This window comes from Mycetocola sp. CAN_C7 (assembly GCF_015752285.1).
Lineage (GTDB): Bacteria > Actinomycetota > Actinomycetes > Actinomycetales > Microbacteriaceae > Mycetocola_A.
Genome location: NZ_JADOUY010000001.1, coordinates 66,411 through 86,364, shown reverse-complemented (window position 1 = coordinate 86,364; position 19,954 = coordinate 66,411). Strand labels below are relative to the sequence as shown.

Genomic DNA, 19,954 nt, shown 5'->3' with positions numbered 1-19,954 from the left:
ACAGCAGGTGCCGCTGCGCTCGCTGAGGGGTGGTGGCTAGGCTCGACTCATGAGTGACGCCGACGCCCCCGATCCTCTCGCAGCAGCACGGGCGGAGGCCGCCGCCCTCGCGGCCGCAGCTGAGACGGCGCAGGCCGCAGCGGCCGCAGCGCTCCAGCGCCTCGAGGATGCTGCAGCAACGGCGAAGGCGGACGCCGAAGCTCAGGCCCAGGCGACCCTCGACCAGGCCACCGCCGATGGGGACGCAGCGGCCAGCGCAGCCCGGCGCGCAGCTGTCGCGGCCACCGACGCCAAGATCCGATCGACGGATGCCGCGGCAAGCGCCGCACACGACGCATCCGCTCGGGCGCATGCCGCGACGGAAGCGACCACCGTCGCCGCCCGGGAAGCAGCGGAGTCCGCAGCCGCAGCGACGACCGCTGCCGCGACGCAGGGCGCCGCAGCGGCGACCGCCACCGGCGTCGCAGCCGCGCCGGCCGCGCCTGTCGCCACTCCTGCCCCCGCTGCGGACGCAGCACCGACCGCGGCCGACGTTCTCGTCCAGGAGGTCGCTGACGCGGCTCCGACCGCGGCGCCCGAGCCCATCGCCGCTCCGACACCGATCCCCACGGCGGAGCCCGCATCCGCGCCGCCAGCCGCACCGACCGCATCCGCGCAGCCAGCCGCACCGACCGCATCCGCCTCGCCGCTCGCCGCACCGGCAACACCCGGCCCGCTCGACACAACCCAGATCGGCAGCATCAGGGCCGGTTACGCCTTCGACGGGCCTGCTCTCGAAATGGGCGCCCTCGTCAACGGCGACCCCGATCCGGCCGTGCAGGTGCGCATCCCGCTCGCCATGATGAACCGCCACGGACTCGTCGCCGGAGCCACGGGCACCGGCAAGACTCGTACCCTCCAAGGTCTCGCGGAGCAGCTCAGCGCGCACGGGGTCTCGGTGTTCGCCGCAGACATCAAGGGTGACCTCTCCGGAATGGCCGTGCCGGGGGACGGCAACGAGAAGCTGCTGAAACGCACACAGGGGATCGGGCAGGACTGGGCCCCTGCGGCGTTCCCGATCGAGTACTTCTCGCTCGGCGGGATGGGCAGGGGTGTCCCCATCCGGGCGACGATCGCCGGCTTCGGTCCGATCCTGCTGAGCAAGGTCCTCGGACTCAACGACACCCAGGAGTCCAGCCTCGGCCTGGTGTTCCACTACGCAGACAGGGCCGGGCTGCCGCTGCTCGATCTCACCGACCTCCGCGCTGTGCTCAGCTTCCTCGCGAGCGACGAGGGCAAGGCGGAACTGAAAGACCTCGGCGGGCTCTCCGGCGCGACGGTCGGTGTCATCCTCCGCGAGCTCATCACTTTCGCCGACCAGGGTGCAGACGTCTTCTTCGGTGAACCCGAGATCGACACCGCCGACTTCCTGCGCACAGCCGCAGACGGCAGGGGTGTGATCAGCCTGCTCGAGGTCCCCGGTGTCCAGGACAAGCCGGCGCTGTACAGCACCTTCCTCATGTGGCTGCTCGCCGATCTCTTCAATGACCTGCCCGAGGTCGGCGACCTTGACAAACCCAAACTCGTGTTCTTCTTCGACGAGGCGCACCTGCTCTTCGCGGATGCGTCGAAAGACTTCCTCGCGCAGATCACCCGGACCGTCCGGCTCATCCGGTCGAAGGGCGTCGGTATCTTCTTCGTGACGCAGACCCCGAAGGATGTTCCTGGCGACGTTCTCGCCCAGCTCGGCTCGCGCGTGCAGCACCAGTTGCGCGCATTCACGCCCGACGACGCCAAGGCCCTCCGTGCCACCGTCTCCACCTATCCGAACTCGGGCTATGACCTCGAAGAGACCCTCACGATGCTCGGCACCGGCGAGGCGATCGTCACGGTCATGAACGAGAAGGGCGCACCGTCCCCCGTCGCGTGGACCCGGTTGCGCGCGCCCCAGGGACTGATGTCGCCGAGTCCGGATGCCGCCATCGACGCGGCCGTCGCGGCATCCGCTCTGCTGCCCACATACGGCGCTCCCGTCGACCGGGAATCTGCGCGCGAGATCCTGGCCGCGAAGATGGAGGCCGTCAACCTGGCCGCTGCTGCCGAGGAGGAGGCGCTCGCCCGCGCGAAGGCCGAGGCCGAGTACGCGAAGCAGAAGGCGGCGATGGACAAAGCCCAGGCTGCGGCGCAGAAGAAGGCAGATGCCGAGTACGAGCGACTGCTCAGGAAGACGCAGGGCTCGGCAAGGCGCACAACGTCCAAGCCGCAGAAGTCAGTGCTCGACGAGGTGCTCGGTTCGAGGGCGACGCGCACGATCCTCACCGGTGTGGTCGAGGGGATCTTCGGCACCCGTCGGCGTCGTTAGCTGGTCTTCCGTTCACCGGTCAGGCGGGCCTCGGCGAGCGTGCCGATGCGGAGTGCGCGCCGTTCGTTCTCGCGGGTGCCGTCAGCCGCGAACCAGCTCGCGCTCAGACCGGTCCACGCGACGGTCCACTCGAGAAGTGCCGACAGTCGGATGCCCGCCAGGGCGCTGATGAGATCGACCCGGCGATCGAACTGGAACTCGGCGATCTGCTGCTCCGGATTGCAGAGGATGTTCGTGTAGTCGAACACGCGGTCACCGACGAGGAACTTCGGATCGATCGCGAGGGCCCCGCGCTCGCCGAAATCGAGCACGTTGCCGTGGTGCAGGTCGCCGTGGAGCACGACGGTGTCGTCGGCGTTCTCGGCGAGGAGCCGCCTGGCGGTGCTCGCTGCTCGGCCGTAGAAGCCGTCGCCTTCACCATCGGCGCGATCGAACAACGCGCGGAACCACACGTCGAGCGGGATGAGTCCCTGCGGTCGATCGGCGAATCGCCCAGCGGACGCCGCGTGCAACGTCTCCGCTACCCCGCAGAGGATCCGCGTCGCCGCGTCATCGTCCGACCGGGCGAGGGTGACGAGCGACGCCCCACCCTCCTCGAGCAGCGCCGCGTGGGCATCGACCTCGAGCACGCGCGCGGCGCCGGAGCCGTCCCACCAGGCGAGCAGGCGGCATCCGTTCGCTTCTTCTTCGATCCGGGCGACCTTGAGCATGGCCGGAACCCCGCCCTGTAGCACCGGCTGCAGGTGGGAGGACAACGTGGAGAACCCGGCGCCGCGAGGCTCCAGCCGCCAGCGACGGAGGTAGTCGTCGATGGATGCCGGCTGCCACATGGCATCAGCCTACGAGGGCGCCGCGGTATACCGTCGGTGCGCGGGGCTTTGTATGCTGATCGCATGACGGCACCGCAGATCTATGTCAGCTTTCCGGGAACCGCACGCGAGGCGCTGAGCTTCTACGCGGAGATCTTCGGTGGGGAGCTCTCCCTGCACAGCCACGAAGACTTCGGCAGAACCGATGGCACACCCGATGCGATCGCCCACGGGGTCCTCGACGGTGTGGTCGCCCTGGCCGGATCGGATGCCGGTCCCGGTGACGCGACCGTGCGCTTCGAGGGCGTGATGCTCTCGTTGCTTGGCACGGCGGAACCGCACGTCCTGCATGAGTGGTTCGACAAGCTCAGCGTGGACGGCAGGGTCGTCGACCCGCTCGCGCCGAAGCCGTGGGGCGCGTCGGACGGGCAGGTCATCGACCGGCACGGACTCCACTGGCTCATCGGCTACGAACCCCAACAGTGACCGACGACCTGCTGTTCGCCCAGCTGGCGGCTGAACGCGAGCACGTTCTCCGGGCTGTCGACGGCCTGGCGGACGAGGCGATGCACCGGTCAGTGGTGCCGTCCGGCTGGACGATCACTCGCCTGCTCAACCACCTCGCATTCGACGATGAGATGTTCTGGATCTCGGCGGTGCTCGGCGGAGACGACCGGGCGATCACGGCCCTCCACAACGGCTGGGACTCCGATCCGATGACCGGCGCTGAAGCTCTCGGCATCTACCGGCGCGAGATCGCCAGGAGCGACGAGATCCTGGCAGGCGTCGACCTCGACGCGCCGCCCCTGTGGACGCCGCCGGCAAACGTCTTCGACGCGCCACCGCTGCGCGACGGACGCGAGGTCGTCTTCCGCGTGCTGGCGGAGACCTCGGTGCACGCCGGGCACCTCGACATCGTTCGCGAGCTCATCGACGGGCACCAGAACCTCGTCGTCGGCTGACCGGTACCCGCGAACGGGTCCACGAAACCCGACCACCGCTGCGTAAACTCGGGTGATGCTGATCCGCCCCTATGAGCCTGCCGACCGTGCCGATGTCGCCGACATCTGCGTCCGAACCGGAGACGGCGGGGCGGATGCCACCGGGCAGTACAGCTCGGACGCCCTCCTCCCCGACATCTACGCCCTCCCGTACGTGGATCGCGAGCCCGAACTGGCATTCGTGGTCGACGACGGCTCCCGTGCGGTCGGCTACATCCTCGGCACAGCAGACACCCGCGCATTCGCCCGATGGTTCGACGACGAATGGTGGGCGGCGGCTACGTCGAGCATGCCGCCCGCTGATGCGTCAGACGCGGAACGCTCCATCGTGGCATCTGCAGGCAACCCCGAACGGATGCTCATCGCCGCGGTCGACGATTACCCCGCGCACCTCCACATCGATCTGCTTCCTGAAGCGCAGGGCGGCGGACTCGGTCGGCGACTCGTCGAAGCGCTCGTATCCGCGCTGGCCGAGCGGGGCGTCACTGGTCTGCATCTCGTCGTCGCCGCCAGCAACACAAGCGCCCACGCCTTCTACCTCAGGGTCGGATTCACCGAGCTGGCGCGAGACTCTGACGGCGTCGTGATGGGGATGCGGATCGCCTAGGGCATCCGGCTCGGGCGCCGCTCGAACCAGTAGAGCATTTCGGGTCGCGTCGACTGCAACTCGTCGAGCGTGACCGGGTGGTCGACGTGCTCGATGGGCGCCATGGTCAGGTGCGATGCGATGCGGTTGATGCTGTTGCGCGACCAGTACTCGCCGCGCATGCGGAGGAGCGGCTTGCCCGCCTCGTTGAGCACGAACATCTGCAACCGCGACTGCGACGCCATGGTGCGGTGCATCTCGAGCATCACCACGCGGTGGATCGACTCGAGCGGGATGCGGGTCGTTCCGAAGAAGAAACGCCGTTCGAGCAGATGAGTGTCTGTGACGCCGATGCGCACCCGGAGGAATCTCACGGTCGCGAGCGCGATGGCCGCGAAGACGACGAGCTGGGCGACGGCGACCCAGATCCAGGCGCCCGTCGGGATCGTCAGCCAATACAGAACGATGAGAATCGGAACGCTGAGTGCCAGCAGGGCGGCGATGCCCTGCCCGAGCAGGCCCTGCCGTACGCGCACAGAGGAGATCGTCCTGTCGTCCGTCATGCTCATGTGTTGCGCCCCCGCCTCAGCACTTTATTCTGGTGCATGAAGTGAGAAAACAGGTAGCCACCCTTTGGGGGACTCTGTCGTGGTGTCGCAGATGCAGAAAACGCCCACTCTCGCGAGTGGGCGTTTTCTGTGTTGCATGGCGGAGAATGGGGGATTCGAACCCCCGAGGGCGTTAACCCAACACGCTTTCCAAGCGTGCGCCATAGGCCACTAGGCGAATCCTCCGGACCAGCCGCATCGCTCTCGCGATTTCAGCCTCAGCTATCCTACCGTGCTTCGCGGAGACATCCGAACGCGACGCCTGGGGTGCGCTGGCGAACCCTTCCGGAGTCTGTAGAATAGATGCTGGCTCCTCGCGTGGCGCCATCCAGGCCAACTCCCCCAGGACGGAAACGTAGCAAGGGTAACCGGGCTCTGGCGGGTGCGCGAGGGGTCTTTTCTCGTTAACGCGCCCGTCCGGGTAACCGGGGGCGCCTCCGTGAACGCCGCCGGCATCCGACCTGGCGTGAGGGCTCCCGTTGCGGTCGAGAACTCTCTGCGCACCGGGTGCCGTCGTCCGGAACGGATGCCCTCGCACCGGACGACAATTTGTGGCTCTTGACAACAAAAGTCGGCCCGCCGTAGGCTTCGAGAGTCCTGGGTGGTTTCGACACTGTGGTCGAAACTTTCGAAGCAGAGCCATCCCGGATGCCCGCACGCATCGGATCCTGCGCGTGCACCTCGCTTGACATCACGCAAAGGAGCGTCATGAGCGTCAGATCCCTGTTCCGCAACATCGTCATCGGCACGGTGGCAGCCGGACTTCTCGTCCCGGTGCTGACCGTGCCGGCCACGGCGGCCGAACCGGAGACCCTCGTCTCCACCGGCTTCGACGACAGCACGCTCGGCGGCTGGGAGTCGAGCGGCGACCCCGCTCTCACCTACGTCGACGACGGCGACGACGGGGGCACCGCACTGCGCGTGGGCGACCGTGCCAGCGACTTCAGCGGCATCCAGACCCCTGCCGGTTTCTTCGACGACGTCGCCGTTGGCGACACGCTCACCTTCTCGATGCGCGTTCGACTGGCGGATGCCGCGGCAGCGCCGGTCGGCGTCCGTTTCGTCCTCAAACCGGCGTACACCTGGGTCGGTAACACGACGATGACGGCAGACGCGTGGAGCACCGTCACGGGAACCCTCGAGGTCCCCGCTGGAACGGACGTCGCCACCCTGCAGGCCTACATCGGCACAGCAGATCTTCCCGGCGGAGCCGCATACAGTTACCTCGTCGACGACCTCTCGATTTCGAACACCCCGGCCGATGACCCCACCGACCCCACAGACCCACCGGCGGATTCCGACCTCTCGTCGCTCAATACCGGCTTCGAAGACGGACTCGGCACCTGGATTCCTCGCGAAGACGCGAGCGGTGCGGCATCCGTCACCGTTTCCACCGACGAAGCCCACAGCGGCACGCAGTCCGCGCTGATCTCGGACCGCGTGTCTGAGGGCCAGGGCATCGGGCACGACGTCACCGGCATCCTGATCCCCGGTCAGTCGTACGAGGTGTCTGCCTGGGTCAAGTTCGCCGCCGGGCAGACCCCGGGCGACGTCTGGCTGAGCCTGGCGCGCACGACCGGAGGGTCGACCTCGTACGGCACCCTCGGCCAGTTCGCCGGCATGTCGAACAGTGACTGGGTACAGATCACCCAGACCTTCCAGATGGGCGCAGCAGACGAGGCTCTGCTCTACCTCGAGACGGCGTACAACGGCGGAAACACCTCGGCGTTCCTCGTCGACGACATCACCGTCACCGTCCCCGCCGCGGGAGAGGTCGAAGACCTCACCCCGATCCAGGACACCGTCGACTTTCCGGTCGGCGCAGCGATCGACAGCCGTGAGACGACCGGAACCGCCGCCGAGCTGCTGACCAGGCACTTCAATCAGGTCACGTCGGAGAACTACATGAAGCCAGAGGCCTGGTACGACGCCGACGGCGTCTTCACCCCGCACGCCGAGGCCGACACCCTGATGCAGTTCGCGCAGGACAACGACCTGCCTGTCTACGGTCACACCCTGGTCTGGCACTCCCAGACTCCGGCGTGGTTCTTCCAGGACGATGCGGGCGTCGCCCTCACCGCCGGTGATGCCGATCAGCAGATCCTCAAGGACCGCCTGCGCGGCCACATCTTCGCCGTCGCTGAGTACCTGAGCGACACCTACGGCGAGTTCGGGAGCGAGTCGAACCCGCTGTACGCCTTCGACGTCGTCAACGAGGTCGTCTCAGACGGCAACGAGAACGCTGACGGCCTGCGCCGAAGCGAGTGGTTCCGTATCCTCGGTGAGCAGTTCATCGACCTGTCGTTCCAGTACGCCGATGAGGCGTTCAACGACGAGTTCGCCGCAGCGGATGCTGACCGCCCCGTCACCCTCTTCATCAACGACTACAACACGGAGCAGAGCGGCAAGCAGGCTCGCCTGCTCGCCCTCGTCGAGCGGATGCTCGAACGAGGAACGCCGGTCGACGGCGTCGGCCACCAGTTCCACGTGAGCCTGTCGCTTCCGGTCACCGCACTCGAAACCGCGTTGGAGGCGTTCTCCGGGCTCGGCCTCACACAGGCCGTCACCGAACTCGACGTCACAACGGGCACCCCGGTGACCCAGGCGAAACTCGTCGAGCAGGGCTATTACTACCGTGACGCGTTCCGGATCTTCCGCGACTACTCCGACGAATTGTTCTCGGTGACGGTCTGGGGCCTGACCGACGGTCGCAGCTGGCGCAACAGCTCAGGTGCGCCACTGGTGTTCACCGATGCGTTCACGGCGAAGCCTGCCTATTACGGCATCGTCGACACCGAGCTGCCCGCCCGGTTGCGCACGGCGAACGTGTTCCAGGGGAACGTTCCGCTCGACGACCAGGCGACGGATGCTCTCGCCTGGCAGCAGCTCCCGCTGCAGCCGATCGAGCAGAACGCGGCGTTCCAGCTGCGCTGGCAGCCGGACCACCTCACCGCGTACGTCGAGGTGAACGACACGACGACGGATGCCTCAGACGGCGTCGAGTTCACCTGGGCGGGCCAGACCGCGACGATCGGCCGCGACGGCGGTGGCGATGTCGACGGCGTCGTCACCGAAACCGATGCCGGGTACCGCATCGTCGCGCACCTCCCGCTCGAGGGCGCAGCCCAGGGTGACACCGTCGAGTTCGACGTCCGCGTCGGAAACGACGGATCGACGACCGGATGGAACACGGAGGGCACAGTGGGAACGCTGACCCTCCTCGAGCCGCTTTCGTACCAGGAGGTCGCCGAGACGATCACGGCTCCCGCGATCGACGGCGACATCGACGACCTGTGGGCGAGTGCTGGAACCGTCGAAACGACCAAACAGGTCGAGGGAGCCGCAGGAGCATCCGCTGTCTTCAGCTCGCTGTGGCGCGACAACACGCTCTACCTGCTCGCCGAGGTCACCGACCCGACGGTGGATGTCTCCGGATCCGACCCGTGGATCCAGGACTCGGTCGAGATCTATGTCGACGCAGGCAACTACAAGAACGGCTCGTACCGCTACGACGACACCCAGATCCGCATCAGTGCAGACAACGTGGTGTCGTTCGGAACCGGAGACGAAGCGTTCCAGCGTGCCCGCGTCGAGTCGGCGACGACGCGAACGGAGTCGGGCTACCGCGTCGAGGTTGCGGTGAGTCTGCTGGAGTCCGGCGGTGCAGGCTCGTTCCAGGGTCTGGACCTGCAGGTCAACGATGCATCGAACGGCGCTCGAACGGGCATCCGCAACTGGGCCGACCCGTCCGGTGCCGGCTACCAGTCGACCGCCCGCTGGGGCGTTGCCCAGCTGGTGTCTGCGGTCGAGGCATCCGAACCGCTGCTCACGGTGAGCCCTGGCCGTGTCGTGTCCGGTGGAACGGTCGACGTCGAGCTCAGCGGCTTCGAACCCGAAGCAGACATCGAGCTCGTCCTGCGCGAACCGGCACCGCAGTTCTTGCTGTTCGCGCTCGCCGTGCCTGCTGTGCTCGATACGGTGACGACGGATGCCGACGGCACCGCGACAGTGCGGCTCACCATCCCGGCCGACACCGCGGCAGGGGCGTACGAGATCGCTGCGCTCCAGGACGGGGTTCCGCTCGCCGCGGCATCCGTCACCGTACTCGCTGCTGCAGGTGCCGTACCGGGCGCTGACCCGGCCGGGGACGATGGCCTCGCGAACACGGGGTCCGACCTGGCTGGCTGGATCTGGCTCGGACTGGTGCTGGTGCTCGCGGGTGCCGTTCTGGTTCGTGCCCGCCGGGCGGCGGCGCTCGGCTAGCGGCCGCTGCTCCTCGAAGGCATCCGTCTCGGTCGAAGGTTCCCTGTGCAACAGGTGCTCTCGACCGGGGCGGATGCCATCGTCGCATACCACCGTCAGTCCCGGGCCGTTCGGCCCTATCGGCCGCACGACCCGCGTCCCTAGGATGAGGCCATGGCAGCCCAGAAGGACGACCTCGACACCTCCACCCACACCTCGACCGACCTGGCAGGCATCGACGCCTGGTGGAGAGCGGCGAACTACCTGTCGATCGGCCAGATCTACCTCCTCGACAACCCGCTGCTGCGGAAGCCGCTCACCGTCGACCACATCAAGCCACGCCTGCTCGGGCACTGGGGAACGACCCCTGGCCTCAACTTCGTCTACGCCCACCTCAACCGGATCATCCGAGAACGGGAGCAGTCGGCGCTCTACGTGGCCGGGCCCGGTCACGGCGGCCCAGGCATGGTCGCCAACTCGTACCTCGAAGGCACCTACTCGGAGGTGTACGCCCGGATCAGCCAGGACGAAGACGGCCTGCGTCGCCTGTTCCGCCAGTTCTCGTTCCCCGGCGGCATCCCGAGCCACGTTGCTCCGGAGACCCCCGGCTCGATCCATGAGGGCGGCGAGCTCGGGTACGCACTGAGCCACGCCTACGGCGCCGCGTTCGACAACCCCGACCTCGTCGTCGCTGCGGTCGTCGGCGACGGTGAGGCCGAGACCGGGCCGCTCGCCACGAGCTGGCATTCGAACAAGTTCGTCGACCCGATCCACGACGGCGTCGTGCTGCCGATCCTCCACCTCAACGGCTACAAGATCGCGAACCCCACCATTCTCGCCCGCATCCCCGAGGAAGAACTCCTCGACCTGATGCGCGGTTACGGCCACACCCCGCACATCGTCTCCGGCGGTTTCGACCGTGAAGATCCGATGCTCGCGCACGCCCGCATGGCCGAGACGCTCGACACCGTGATGGACGAGATCGCCGCCATCAGGCAGAAAGCACGCGAGCAGCAGGCGGCCGGCGATGATGTCACCAGGCCGCGCTGGCCGATGATCATCCTGCGCACGCCGAAAGGCTGGACCTGCCCGGCCGAGATCGACGGCCAGCCCGTGGAGAACACGTGGCGCGCTCACCAGGTTCCGCTCGCGAACGCTCGCGACACTCCCGAGCACACGCGCATTCTCGAGGACTGGCTGAAGAGCTACCGCCCGGACGAGCTCTTCGACGACGCCGGCACGCTGAACGCCGAGATCGCTGCGCTCGCGCCGACCGGCTCGTTCCGGATGAGCGCGACCCCGCACGCGAACGGCGGTCTGCTGCGACGGGAGCTCGACCTGCCCGACTTCCGCAACTACGGCGTCGACGTTCCCGAGCCCGGCGCCACGACCGCAGAAGCAACCAAGGTCCTCGGAATCTGGCTCGCAGACGTGATCGCCGAGAACCCGCACAATTTCCGTATCTTCGGACCGGATGAGACGGCATCCAACCGGCTCGCCCCCTCGGTGTACGAACACACCGGCAAGCAGTGGAACGCCGAGATCCTGCCCGTCGACACGAACCTCGTCCGGGCGGGTCGGGTGATGGAAGTGCTGAGCGAGCACCAGTGCCAGGGCTGGCTGGAGGGTTACCTGCTGACCGGCAGGCACGGCCTGTTCAACTGCTACGAAGCGTTCATCCACATCATCGATTCGATGTTCAACCAGCACGCGAAGTGGCTCAAGACGACGCGGGAGATCCCGTGGCGGAGCCCGGTGTCGAGCCTCAACTACCTGCTCTCCAGCCACGTCTGGCGTCAGGACCACAACGGCTTCAGCCACCAGGACCCCGGCTTCATCGACCACGTCGTGAACAAGAAAGCCGACGTCGTCCGGGTGTACCTGCCACCGGATGCCAACACCCTGCTCTCCACCTACGACCACGTTCTCCGGTCGGTCGACTACGTCAACGTCGTCGTTGCCGGCAAACAGCCGCAGGCGAACTGGCTCACCATGGACGAGGCCGTCGCCCATTGCACCCGCGGTCTGGGACTCTGGGAGTGGGCAGGAACCGAGACGCCGGGAACCGAGCCCGACGTGGTGCTCGCCTGCGCCGGTGACGTGCCGACGCTCGAGGCGCTCGCTGCGGCATCCATTCTGCGTGAGCGTCTTCCCGAGCTCTCGGTGCGCTTCGTCAACGTCGTCGACCTCATGCGACTGCAGGGCGAGAGCGAGCATCCGCACGGCCTGAGCGACGCCGAGTTCGACACGATCTTCACGACAGACAAGCCGGTCGTCTTCGCGTACCACGGCTATCCGTGGCTGATCCACCGCCTCACCTACAAGCGCAACGGGCACGACAACCTGCACGTGCGCGGGTACAAGGAGGAGGGCACGACGACGACGCCGTTCGACATGGTCATGCTCAACGACCTCGACCGGTATCGGCTCGTCATCGATGTGATCGACCGGGTGCCCCAGCTCGCGGCGACGGCTGCCGGCCTCCGTCAGGAGATGCAGGATGCCCGCCTGCACGCCCGCCAGTACACGCGCGATCACGGTGAAGACTTCCCTGAGGTGGCGAACTGGCAGTGGTCGGGCGACGGGGCAGGGGTGTCTCAGGAAGATGCCCAGGAACGCGTCGCAGACACCGGCTCGGACAACGCCTGAGCCCCGCGTGAGCACAGCAACGTAGGGTTGACCTGTGGCCACAAGCATCTACATCACGTCAGCCGAAGGGCACACCGGTAAGTCGACGATCGCGCTCGGTACCCTCGATACCCTCTCCCACCGCGCACAGCGAGTGGGGGTGTTCCGCCCGATCGCGCGCTCGACCTCTGAGCGCGACTACGTCGTCGACCTGCTGCTCAGTCACGACAGTGTCGACCTCGAGTACGACGAATGCATCGGGGTCACCTACGACGCCGTCCACGCGGATGCCGACGCGGCGCTGTCGAACATCGTCGAACGGTACAAAGCGGTCGAGGCGAAGTGCGATGCCGTCGTCATCCTCGGCTCCGACTACACCGACGTCGGCAGCCCGACCGAACTCGGATACAACGCCCGCATCGCCACCAACCTCGGCGCCCCCGTGCTGCTCGTGCTGGGCGGTCGGTCGAACCAGGGCTCGGGGGAGCGACTCGGCCAGGCCGATCCGCGCACCGCCGACCACATGGGAGACATCGCCGAGCTTGCGCTCCTCGAACTCCGCAACGCTCACGCCACCCTCCTGGCGATCGTCGCCAACCGCGTCGACCCGTCCCGCCTGGGTGAGGTGACCGCTGCGATCGAGAAAGCCGAACCCGGTGTGCCGGTCTGGGCGATCCCCGAGGACCCGTACCTCATCGCGCCCAGCATGGAATCGATCATGGAAGCAACGGACGGTGTGCTCCTCAAGGGCGATCCGGCCCTGCTGGCACGGGAGGCGCTCGGCGTCGTCGTCGCTGGAATGGGAATGGTGAACGTGCTTCCCCGGCTCATCGAGGGCGCCGTTCTCGTCGTCGCCGGCGACCGCACAGAGGTGCTCCTCGCCGCCATGATGGCCCAGAGCTCTGGCACGTTCCCGTCGATCGCCGGCATCGTGCTCAACGGCGGGTTCGACCTGCCCGAGCCCGTCGAGCGGCTCCTCGACGGTCTGCCGCAGACACTGCCGATCATCCGCACCGGACTCGGCACCTACGACACGATCGTCGCGATCACCCGCACCCGTGGGCGTCTCGCCGCCGACTCGCAGCGCAAATACGACGCCGCTCTCGCGCTCTACGAGCAGCACGTCGACTCAGCAGCCCTGTTCGCCCGGCTCGAGGTGAGCCGCACCGCCGTCGTCACCCCGCTGATGTTCGAGTACGGGCTGCTCGAACGGGCCAGGGCGAACCGCAAGCACATCGTTCTGCCCGAGGGCGACGACGACCGCATCCTCCGGGCTGCGCACACGCTGCTCGCGCGCGGAGTCGCCGAACTCACGATCCTCGGCGAATCGTTCGAGGTCCGGTCGCGGGCCATCGAGCTCGGCCTCGACATCTCCGCCGCCGAGGTCCTTTCACCACACGACCCGGTGCTCGGGCTGAAGTTCGCTGAGGAGTACGCCCGCCTGCGCGCCCACAAGGGCGTCACTCTCGATCAGGCACGGGACCAGGTCTCCGACGTCTCGTACTTCGGCACGATGATGGTGCACCTCGGGCTCGCGGACGGCATGGTCTCCGGTGCTGCCCACACGACCGCACACACGATCCGCCCCGGCTTCGAGATCATCAAGACAAAGCCGGGCGTCAACGTCGTTTCGTCGGTGTTCCTCATGGCGCTTCAGGACCGCGTCCTCGTCTACGGCGACTGCGCCGTCATCCCCGATCCCGACGCGTCGCAGCTCGCGGACATCGCCATCTCCTCCACCGAAACGGCCGTGCAGTTCGGCATCGACCCGCGCGTCGCGATGCTCTCATACTCGACGGGGGAGTCCGGTTCAGGGGCAGACGTCGAGAAGGTGCGCGAGGCGACGGGGCTCGTGCGTTCGCGTCGACCTGACCTGCTCGTCGAGGGCCCGATCCAGTACGACGCCGCAGCGGATGCCGCGGTCGGCGCCTCGAAGATGCCCGGTTCAGAAGTGGCCGGCCGGGCGACCGTGTTCATCTTCCCCGACCTCAACACCGGCAACAACACCTACAAGGCCGTGCAGCGTTCCGCGGGTGCCGTTGCGATCGGACCGGTCCTCCAGGGTCTCAACAAGCCGATCAACGACCTCTCGCGCGGAGCCCTCGTGCAGGACATCGTCAACACCGTCGCGATCACGGCGATCCAGGCGCAGGGAGAGTTGCCCGCATGAGCGCCGTTCTGATCGTCAACTCCGGGTCGTCGTCGTTCAAGTACCAGCTGATCGACATGCGCACCGAGCAGATGCTCGCCACCGGACTCGTCGAACGGATCGGCGACAGTTCGGGGCACGCAGTCCACACCGTTCCGGCGGATGCCGCCGGGTCACCCGACGCCACCACCGAACGCGACCTCCCCATCCCCGACCACACGGCAGGGTTCCGGGTGATGCTCGACGCCTTCGCCGAGAACGGACCCTCGCTCGAGCAGCATCCGCTTCTCGCCGTCGGACACCGGGTCGTCCACGGAGGCAAGCGCTTCTTCGAACCCACCCTCATCACCGACCTCGTGAAGATCAACATCGAGGAGCTCGCCGGGCTTGCGCCGCTTCACAACCCGGCGAACCTGCAAGGCATCGAAGCTGCCCAGGAGGCGTTCGGTGATGTTCCCCACGTCGCCGTGTTCGACACCGCGTTCCACCAGACCCTCTCGCCCGCCTCGTACAGCTATGCGATCGACGCGAAGGTCGCGCAGAAGTATCGGGTGCGCAAGTACGGCTTCCACGGCACGTCGCACAAGTTCGTCTCCGAGCAGGCGGCTGCGTTCGTCGACCGCCCGCTCGCCGAGCTCAACCAGATCGTGCTCCACCTCGGCAACGGAGCATCGGCGTCGGCGATCGCCGGCGGCCGCTCGGTGGAGACCTCGATGGGCCTCACACCGCTTGAGGGGCTCGTGATGGGAACCCGGTCGGGCGACCTCGACCCGGCCGTGCTCGTCTACCTGCACCGCCGCGCCGGCATGAGCGTCGACGAGATCGACGCCCTGCTCAACCGCAAGAGCGGCCTGCTCGGCATGTCCGGAGCGAACGACATGCGCGACGTGCTCAGCAGGTCCGCAGAGGGTGACGAGAATGCGATCCTCGCGTTCGACGTCTACATCCACCGGCTCAAGGGCTACGTCGGCAACTACATGGCCCAGCTGGGCCGCGTCGACGTCATCGCGTTCACCGCCGGCGTGGGGGAGAATGCCGCGCCGGTTCGCGCCGCAGCGCTCGCCGGTCTCGAAGCGTTCGGCATCCGCATCAGTGATGAACGGAACACCGCGAAATCTCGTGACGCCCGGCGGATCTCCAGCGACGACTCCGACGTCACTGTGCTGGTGATCCCCACCAACGAAGAGCTCGAGATCGCTCGCCAGACGATGTCGATCGTATGAGCGAACGGATGGCAGCGGGACTGGGGTCGCGATGGGGCGGCTACCGGGCCGAGGTTGCCATCCAGGTGGTCGCCCTGGCGATTGTCGCTGGCGCCATCGTCGTCGCGCTCCTCGTCGACCCTGCACCCCTGAAGACGCCGGCGTTCGCCATCGCCATCAGCATCGTGATCGCCGCTTCCGGGCTGGCAGCCGTTGTGGGTCGGACAGACTCGGACTGGCTGCTCCTCGTTCCCATCCTGGACATGATCGCCCTGATCGTGATGCGTCAGCTGCCGGAGCAGCATGTGCATGCCATCGGCTATCTCGCCTTCCTTCCTGCCCTGTGGCTCGGATGGTCCGGGAAACTCGGCTTCGCCGTGGTCGCTGTCTTACTCTCCCTGGGCCTCATCGAGGTTCCCACCCCTGGCGCCAACGGCGCGCTCGATCTCGAGGAGGCTCTCAGCAATTTTCTGATCCCTGCGATGGGGGCGGTTTCAACGGCCAGTACCTACATTGCCTCTCGCCGGGTGGCGGCGAGCATCGGTTCTCTGGTGGCGCAGGAACGAGAGACCGCTGCGGCTCTCGCGCGCGAGAAACGCAGCTTCGAACTGCTCGACGGGATGCTCAACGCGGTCGACGTCGGCATCGTGGCCTACGACGCTCACGGCCAGCAAATTCTGGCCAACCGGTCGGTGCTCGTGCACCCGGTGAGCGTCGTCAACCAACGAACCACGTTGGAGCTGGAACGGGACGGCTTCATGATGCAGGCGGACCGCAAGACACCTGTCACTCCAGGGCGGGGCATCATCTCGCGCGCGCTCGCCGGTGACGAGTACTCCAACCAGGTCGTCTGGATCCGCGCTGGCGACGGAGGTCAGCATGCCATCTCGGCGTCGGCCCGACCGCTCTCCGATGCGTCAGGCGCGTTCAGCGGCACAGTCATTGCGCTCGATGACGTCACCGCCTACCTCGAGACGATTGCGGCGAAAGACGCATTCGTCAGCGCGGTTTCGCACGAATTCCGGACACCGCTCGCGTCGATCGTCGGCTACGTTGAGCTCCTTCTCGACGACTCGTCGAAGGTGCAGGAAGACACTCGAGAGAACCTGCTCGTGATCGAGAGGAACGCGGACCGTCTCCAGGTGCTGGTTAACAACCTGATCGAAACGGCCGCCCAAGACAAGGATGCCGTGCGACTGCAGCGCGAATTCACTGACCTCGTCGCGCTGTGCGAGAGCGTGATCGAACGACACAGGCCGGCGGCGTCGACCGCTCGGGTGAGCATTGTTCTCGAGGCTGAGGGGGCGGCAACCGCGATCATCGACCCCGTTCGCGTCGCCCGGGCGATCAGCAACCTGGTGTCGAACGCGGTGAGGTTCAGCGCCCCGGACGGTCAGGTGACCGTGCGGGTCGGCGAGTCGGCGGGTGCGGTCCACGTCGCCGTCGTCGACACCGGGGAGGGGATCCCTCCTGAGCTGCTCGAGGCCCTGACATCGCCGTTCTACCGGGCAATCAGTGCGGGCGAATACCTGCCGGGCGTTGGGCTCGCCCTCGCGGTGACCAAGGCGATCGCCGCCGAACACGACGGATCGGTGGCGTTCGCCAGTGCGATCGGGCGGGGAACCACGGTCACGGTGACGCTCCCCGTGCGTTGACGCGGCCTGCGCGGCTGTGCGGTTGTGCCTTGCTGCCGAGAGTGCAGTAGCGGTTCACGAACCCTGGCTTTTTGCGCCACTACTGCACTCTCGCCGAAGGAGCAGCCCGCCGCACTGTCGGCGGCGGCGACTACGATGAAGGGGTGGTTACAGCCCTGTATCGCCGTTACCGGCCAGAGTCCTTTGCCGAGCTGATCGGTCAGTCTCAGGTGACCGATCCGCTGCGCACCGCCCTTCGCACCAACCGGGTCAACCACGCCTACCTCTTCAGCGGTCCGCGCGGCTGCGGCAAGACCACGTCTGCCCGCATCCTCGCCCGCTGCCTCAACTGCGTCGAGGGGCCCACCGACACCCCGTGCGGAGTCTGCCCGAGCTGTGTCGAACTCAGCCGTGACGGCAGCGGATCACTCGACGTCGTCGAGATCGACGCCGCCAGCCACAACGGTGTCGACGACGCCCGTGACCTCCGCGAGCGGGCCATCTTCGCTCCGGCCCGCGACCGGTACAAGATCTTCATCCTCGACGAGGCCCACATGGTCACCCCGCAGGGCTTCAACGCGCTGCTCAAGATCGTCGAAGAGCCACCGGAGCACATCAAGTTCATCTTTGCCACGACCGAGCCAGACAAGGTCATCGGCACGATCCGTTCGCGCACGCACCACTACCCGTTCCGGCTCATCCCGCCGGCCCAGATGCTCGAATACGTGCAGACCCTGTGCGAGTCCGAAAAGATGCAGGTCGAGCCGGGCGTTCTGCCGCTCGTCGTCCGTGCAGGCGGCGGTTCTGCCCGCGATACCCTCTCGCTCCTCGACCAGCTCATGGCCGGGTCCGAAGGCGACACCGTCGATTATGAGCGTGCAGTCGCCCTCCTCGGCTACACCCACTCCGCCCTGCTCGACGAGGTCATCGACGCGCTTTCCGCCCGGGATGCCGGCGCCGCCTTCACCGCAGTCGACCGCGTCATCCAGACCGGCCAGGACCCACGGCGTTTCGTCGATGACCTCCTCGAGCGCCTCCGCGACCTCATCGTCGTCGGCGCGACCGGGGGAGACGCGGCATCCGTTCTGCGTGGCATCCCGCAAGACGAACTCGACCACATGTCGGTGCAGGCCACCGGCTTCGGCCAGGCCGAGCTCAGCCGCACGGCAGACATCGTCAACACCGCGCTGAGTGAGATGACCGGTGCAACCTCGCCCCGTCTGCACCTCGAACTCATGGTCGCGCGCGTGCTCGTCCCGTCGATGGACGACTCCGCCCGCGGTGCACTCGCTCGCGTCGAACGGCTCGAACGCCGGGTCGGCATGTCGGATGCCGCGTCGCAGACCCCTCCCGCCGAGGTGTCGGCTGCGGTTCCTCCTGCTGCCGTGCCGTCGACACCGAAACCCGTCGACGAGCCCGCCACTCCGCCGGCGGCCGCGGAAAAGCTCGCCGATCCGGTGACGCTGAAGCCCGCCGCGCCGGTCACCGTGAAGCCCGTCGGACCGGTGAGCCTGCAGCAGATGCGCGACTCGTGGACCGAGGTCCTCGACCGGGTCGCAGCGGCCAAGCGTTCGGCCTGGCTGGTCGCGCAGACGGCATCCGTTCGCGCCTTCAGCGACGACGGCGTGCTGCGTCTCAGCTTCCCGAGCATGAAAGACGTCGAGGACTTCAAGCTCCTCAAGGCCGGCGACGGAGTCAGCACCATCGTGCGCCAGGCGATTCTCGATGTGCTCGGCGTCACCGTCAAATTCATCGCGCACGTCGATGCGCCCGGCGAAGCGGATGCTCCGCGCGAGTCCGCCACGCCTCCCACGACTGGTGCACCCACGGCCGCTCCTGCGGTGCCCGCCGCTCCTTCGGCTTCAGCGCCACCCGCGGATACCGTGCCCTCCGCAGCTCCGCAGACAGCACCGGCGACACCGCCCTCACCGCCGGCTGGATCGACCGCGAACCCGACCGCTTCTGCTGCGTCACCGGCCGGAGCGTCGACGACCGGGTCGCCGGCACGTGCGTCAGCACCTGCTTCGTCAGCCCCGACCTCACCCGCAGCTGCCGCGCCCGCCGCCCCCGCTGCACCAGCGCCCGCTTCGACAGCCGCGGCGTCGCCCGTCAGCGCAAGCCGTACGGTGGCTGCCCCTGCCCCTGCCCCTGCCCCTGCCCCTGCCCCTGCGCGTGCAGCGGTACGCCCACAGGCGGCGGAAGCTCCTGCGGACGGCGGCTGGCACGTCGTCGCCATCCCCACATCCGATCCGACGGCCGTAGAGGCATCGGTCGTCGAACCCGCCGTTCCCGCCCGGTCTGGTGTGTCGGCCCCCGTGGCACGGTCATCGACCGCGGCTCCGCCCACACCCGATGATCGTGACGCTCCGCCGCCAGACGACGAGCCGCCCTACCCCGACCCGCAGGTCGACCCCGGCTACTCCGAACCGGTGGCGATCGGCGAGGTGACTTCGGCAATCCCTCCGGGGCAATTCGCGCCGCCCGCTGGCCAGCGCCCGTCCGGCGACCAGACGCCTCCGGGCGTTCGTGGCGCGACCGATCAGTCGACGCGCCCCGCCGCGAATGCGTCCGCCCGTTCTGCGACCGCCCCGCGCGCTGACGCACCGGCATCCGATGGTCGTTCGGGCCGACGGCCGGCGCATCCCGCAGCATCCACCCGATACGGCGAATCGGTGGTGCGTGAACTCCTCGGCGCAAGCTTCATCGAGGAGCAACCGCACACCCCGCCGGCCCGCTTCAACAGAGACTAGAACC

General features: G+C 67.5%; 12 protein-coding genes, 1 tRNA gene and 1 other RNA gene. 11 read left to right on the top strand and 3 right to left on the bottom strand.

Translation table 11 applies throughout. The features are described from left to right. Positions 1-49 precede the first annotated feature (49 nt). Positions 50-2,341 (top strand): helicase HerA-like domain-containing protein, encoded by a 2,292-nt coding sequence (locus IWX78_RS00370; RefSeq protein WP_196831426.1) that lies wholly within the window; start codon positions 50-52, stop codon positions 2,339-2,341. On the opposite strand, the gene IWX78_RS00365 is transcribed toward IWX78_RS00370, so the two are convergent. Then, on the bottom strand, positions 2,338-3,171 hold the full coding sequence (locus IWX78_RS00365) for an aminoglycoside phosphotransferase family protein (protein ID WP_196831425.1): 834 nt from the start codon (positions 3,169-3,171) through the stop codon (positions 2,338-2,340). The genes IWX78_RS00370 and IWX78_RS00365 overlap by 4 nt on opposite strands. A gap of 63 nt (positions 3,172-3,234) precedes the next feature. Here IWX78_RS00365 and IWX78_RS00360 point away from each other — a divergent pair, with 63 nt between their 5' ends. Genes IWX78_RS00360 through IWX78_RS00350 form a run of 3 tightly spaced genes read left to right on the top strand, consistent with a single transcriptional unit; the run spans position 3,235 to position 4,758 of the window. Then, positions 3,235-3,636 (top strand): VOC family protein, encoded by a 402-nt coding sequence (locus IWX78_RS00360; protein WP_196831424.1) that lies wholly within the window; start codon positions 3,235-3,237, stop codon positions 3,634-3,636. Then, a complete protein-coding gene (locus tag IWX78_RS00355; RefSeq protein ID WP_196831423.1) occupies positions 3,633-4,112 on the top strand; it encodes a mycothiol transferase in 480 nt (159 codons plus the stop codon). The genes IWX78_RS00360 and IWX78_RS00355 overlap by 4 nt, the downstream gene beginning before the upstream one ends. Before the next feature lie 55 nt (positions 4,113-4,167). Beyond that, positions 4,168-4,758, top strand: a complete 591-nt coding sequence (locus tag IWX78_RS00350) for a GNAT family N-acetyltransferase (protein WP_196831422.1) — start codon at positions 4,168-4,170, stop codon at positions 4,756-4,758. Here the strand turns inward: IWX78_RS00350 and IWX78_RS00345 are convergent. Then, positions 4,755-5,306: a DUF3093 family protein gene (locus IWX78_RS00345; protein ID WP_196831421.1), complete on the bottom strand. Its 552-nt coding sequence runs from the start codon at positions 5,304-5,306 to the stop codon at positions 4,755-4,757. The genes IWX78_RS00350 and IWX78_RS00345 overlap by 4 nt on opposite strands. Positions 5,307-5,443: 137 nt before the next feature. Further along, positions 5,444-5,531: transfer RNA gene (locus tag IWX78_RS00340), tRNA-Ser, on the bottom strand. 119 nt (positions 5,532-5,650) lie between these two features. Here IWX78_RS00340 and ffs point away from each other — a divergent pair. From ffs to IWX78_RS00305, 7 genes are all read left to right on the top strand, one after another. Further along, an RNA gene (ffs, locus tag IWX78_RS00335) (signal recognition particle sRNA small type) lies at positions 5,651-5,747 on the top strand. 306 nt (positions 5,748-6,053) lie between these two features. Then, entirely contained in the window at positions 6,054-9,608 is a 3,555-nt protein-coding gene (locus tag IWX78_RS00330) for an endo-1,4-beta-xylanase (RefSeq protein ID WP_196831420.1), read from the top strand. 153 nt (positions 9,609-9,761) lie between these two features. Continuing rightward, positions 9,762-12,236: a phosphoketolase family protein gene (locus IWX78_RS00325; protein WP_196831419.1), complete on the top strand. Its 2,475-nt coding sequence runs from the start codon at positions 9,762-9,764 to the stop codon at positions 12,234-12,236. A gap of 34 nt (positions 12,237-12,270) precedes the next feature. Next, entirely contained in the window at positions 12,271-14,385 is a 2,115-nt protein-coding gene (gene pta, locus IWX78_RS00320) for a phosphate acetyltransferase (RefSeq protein ID WP_196831418.1), read from the top strand. Then, positions 14,382-15,587 (top strand): acetate/propionate family kinase, encoded by a 1,206-nt coding sequence (locus tag IWX78_RS00315; protein ID WP_196831417.1) that lies wholly within the window; start codon positions 14,382-14,384, stop codon positions 15,585-15,587. Before pta ends, IWX78_RS00315 begins: the two co-directional genes overlap by 4 nt. 8 nt (positions 15,588-15,595) lie before the next feature. Continuing rightward, entirely contained in the window at positions 15,596-17,221 is a 1,626-nt protein-coding gene (locus tag IWX78_RS00310; RefSeq protein WP_196831416.1) for a sensor histidine kinase, read from the top strand. A 143-nt stretch (positions 17,222-17,364) separates the two neighbouring features. Continuing rightward, positions 17,365-19,950 (top strand): DNA polymerase III subunit gamma and tau, encoded by a 2,586-nt coding sequence (locus tag IWX78_RS00305; protein WP_196831415.1) that lies wholly within the window; start codon positions 17,365-17,367, stop codon positions 19,948-19,950. Positions 19,951-19,954: the final 4 nt, after the last annotated feature.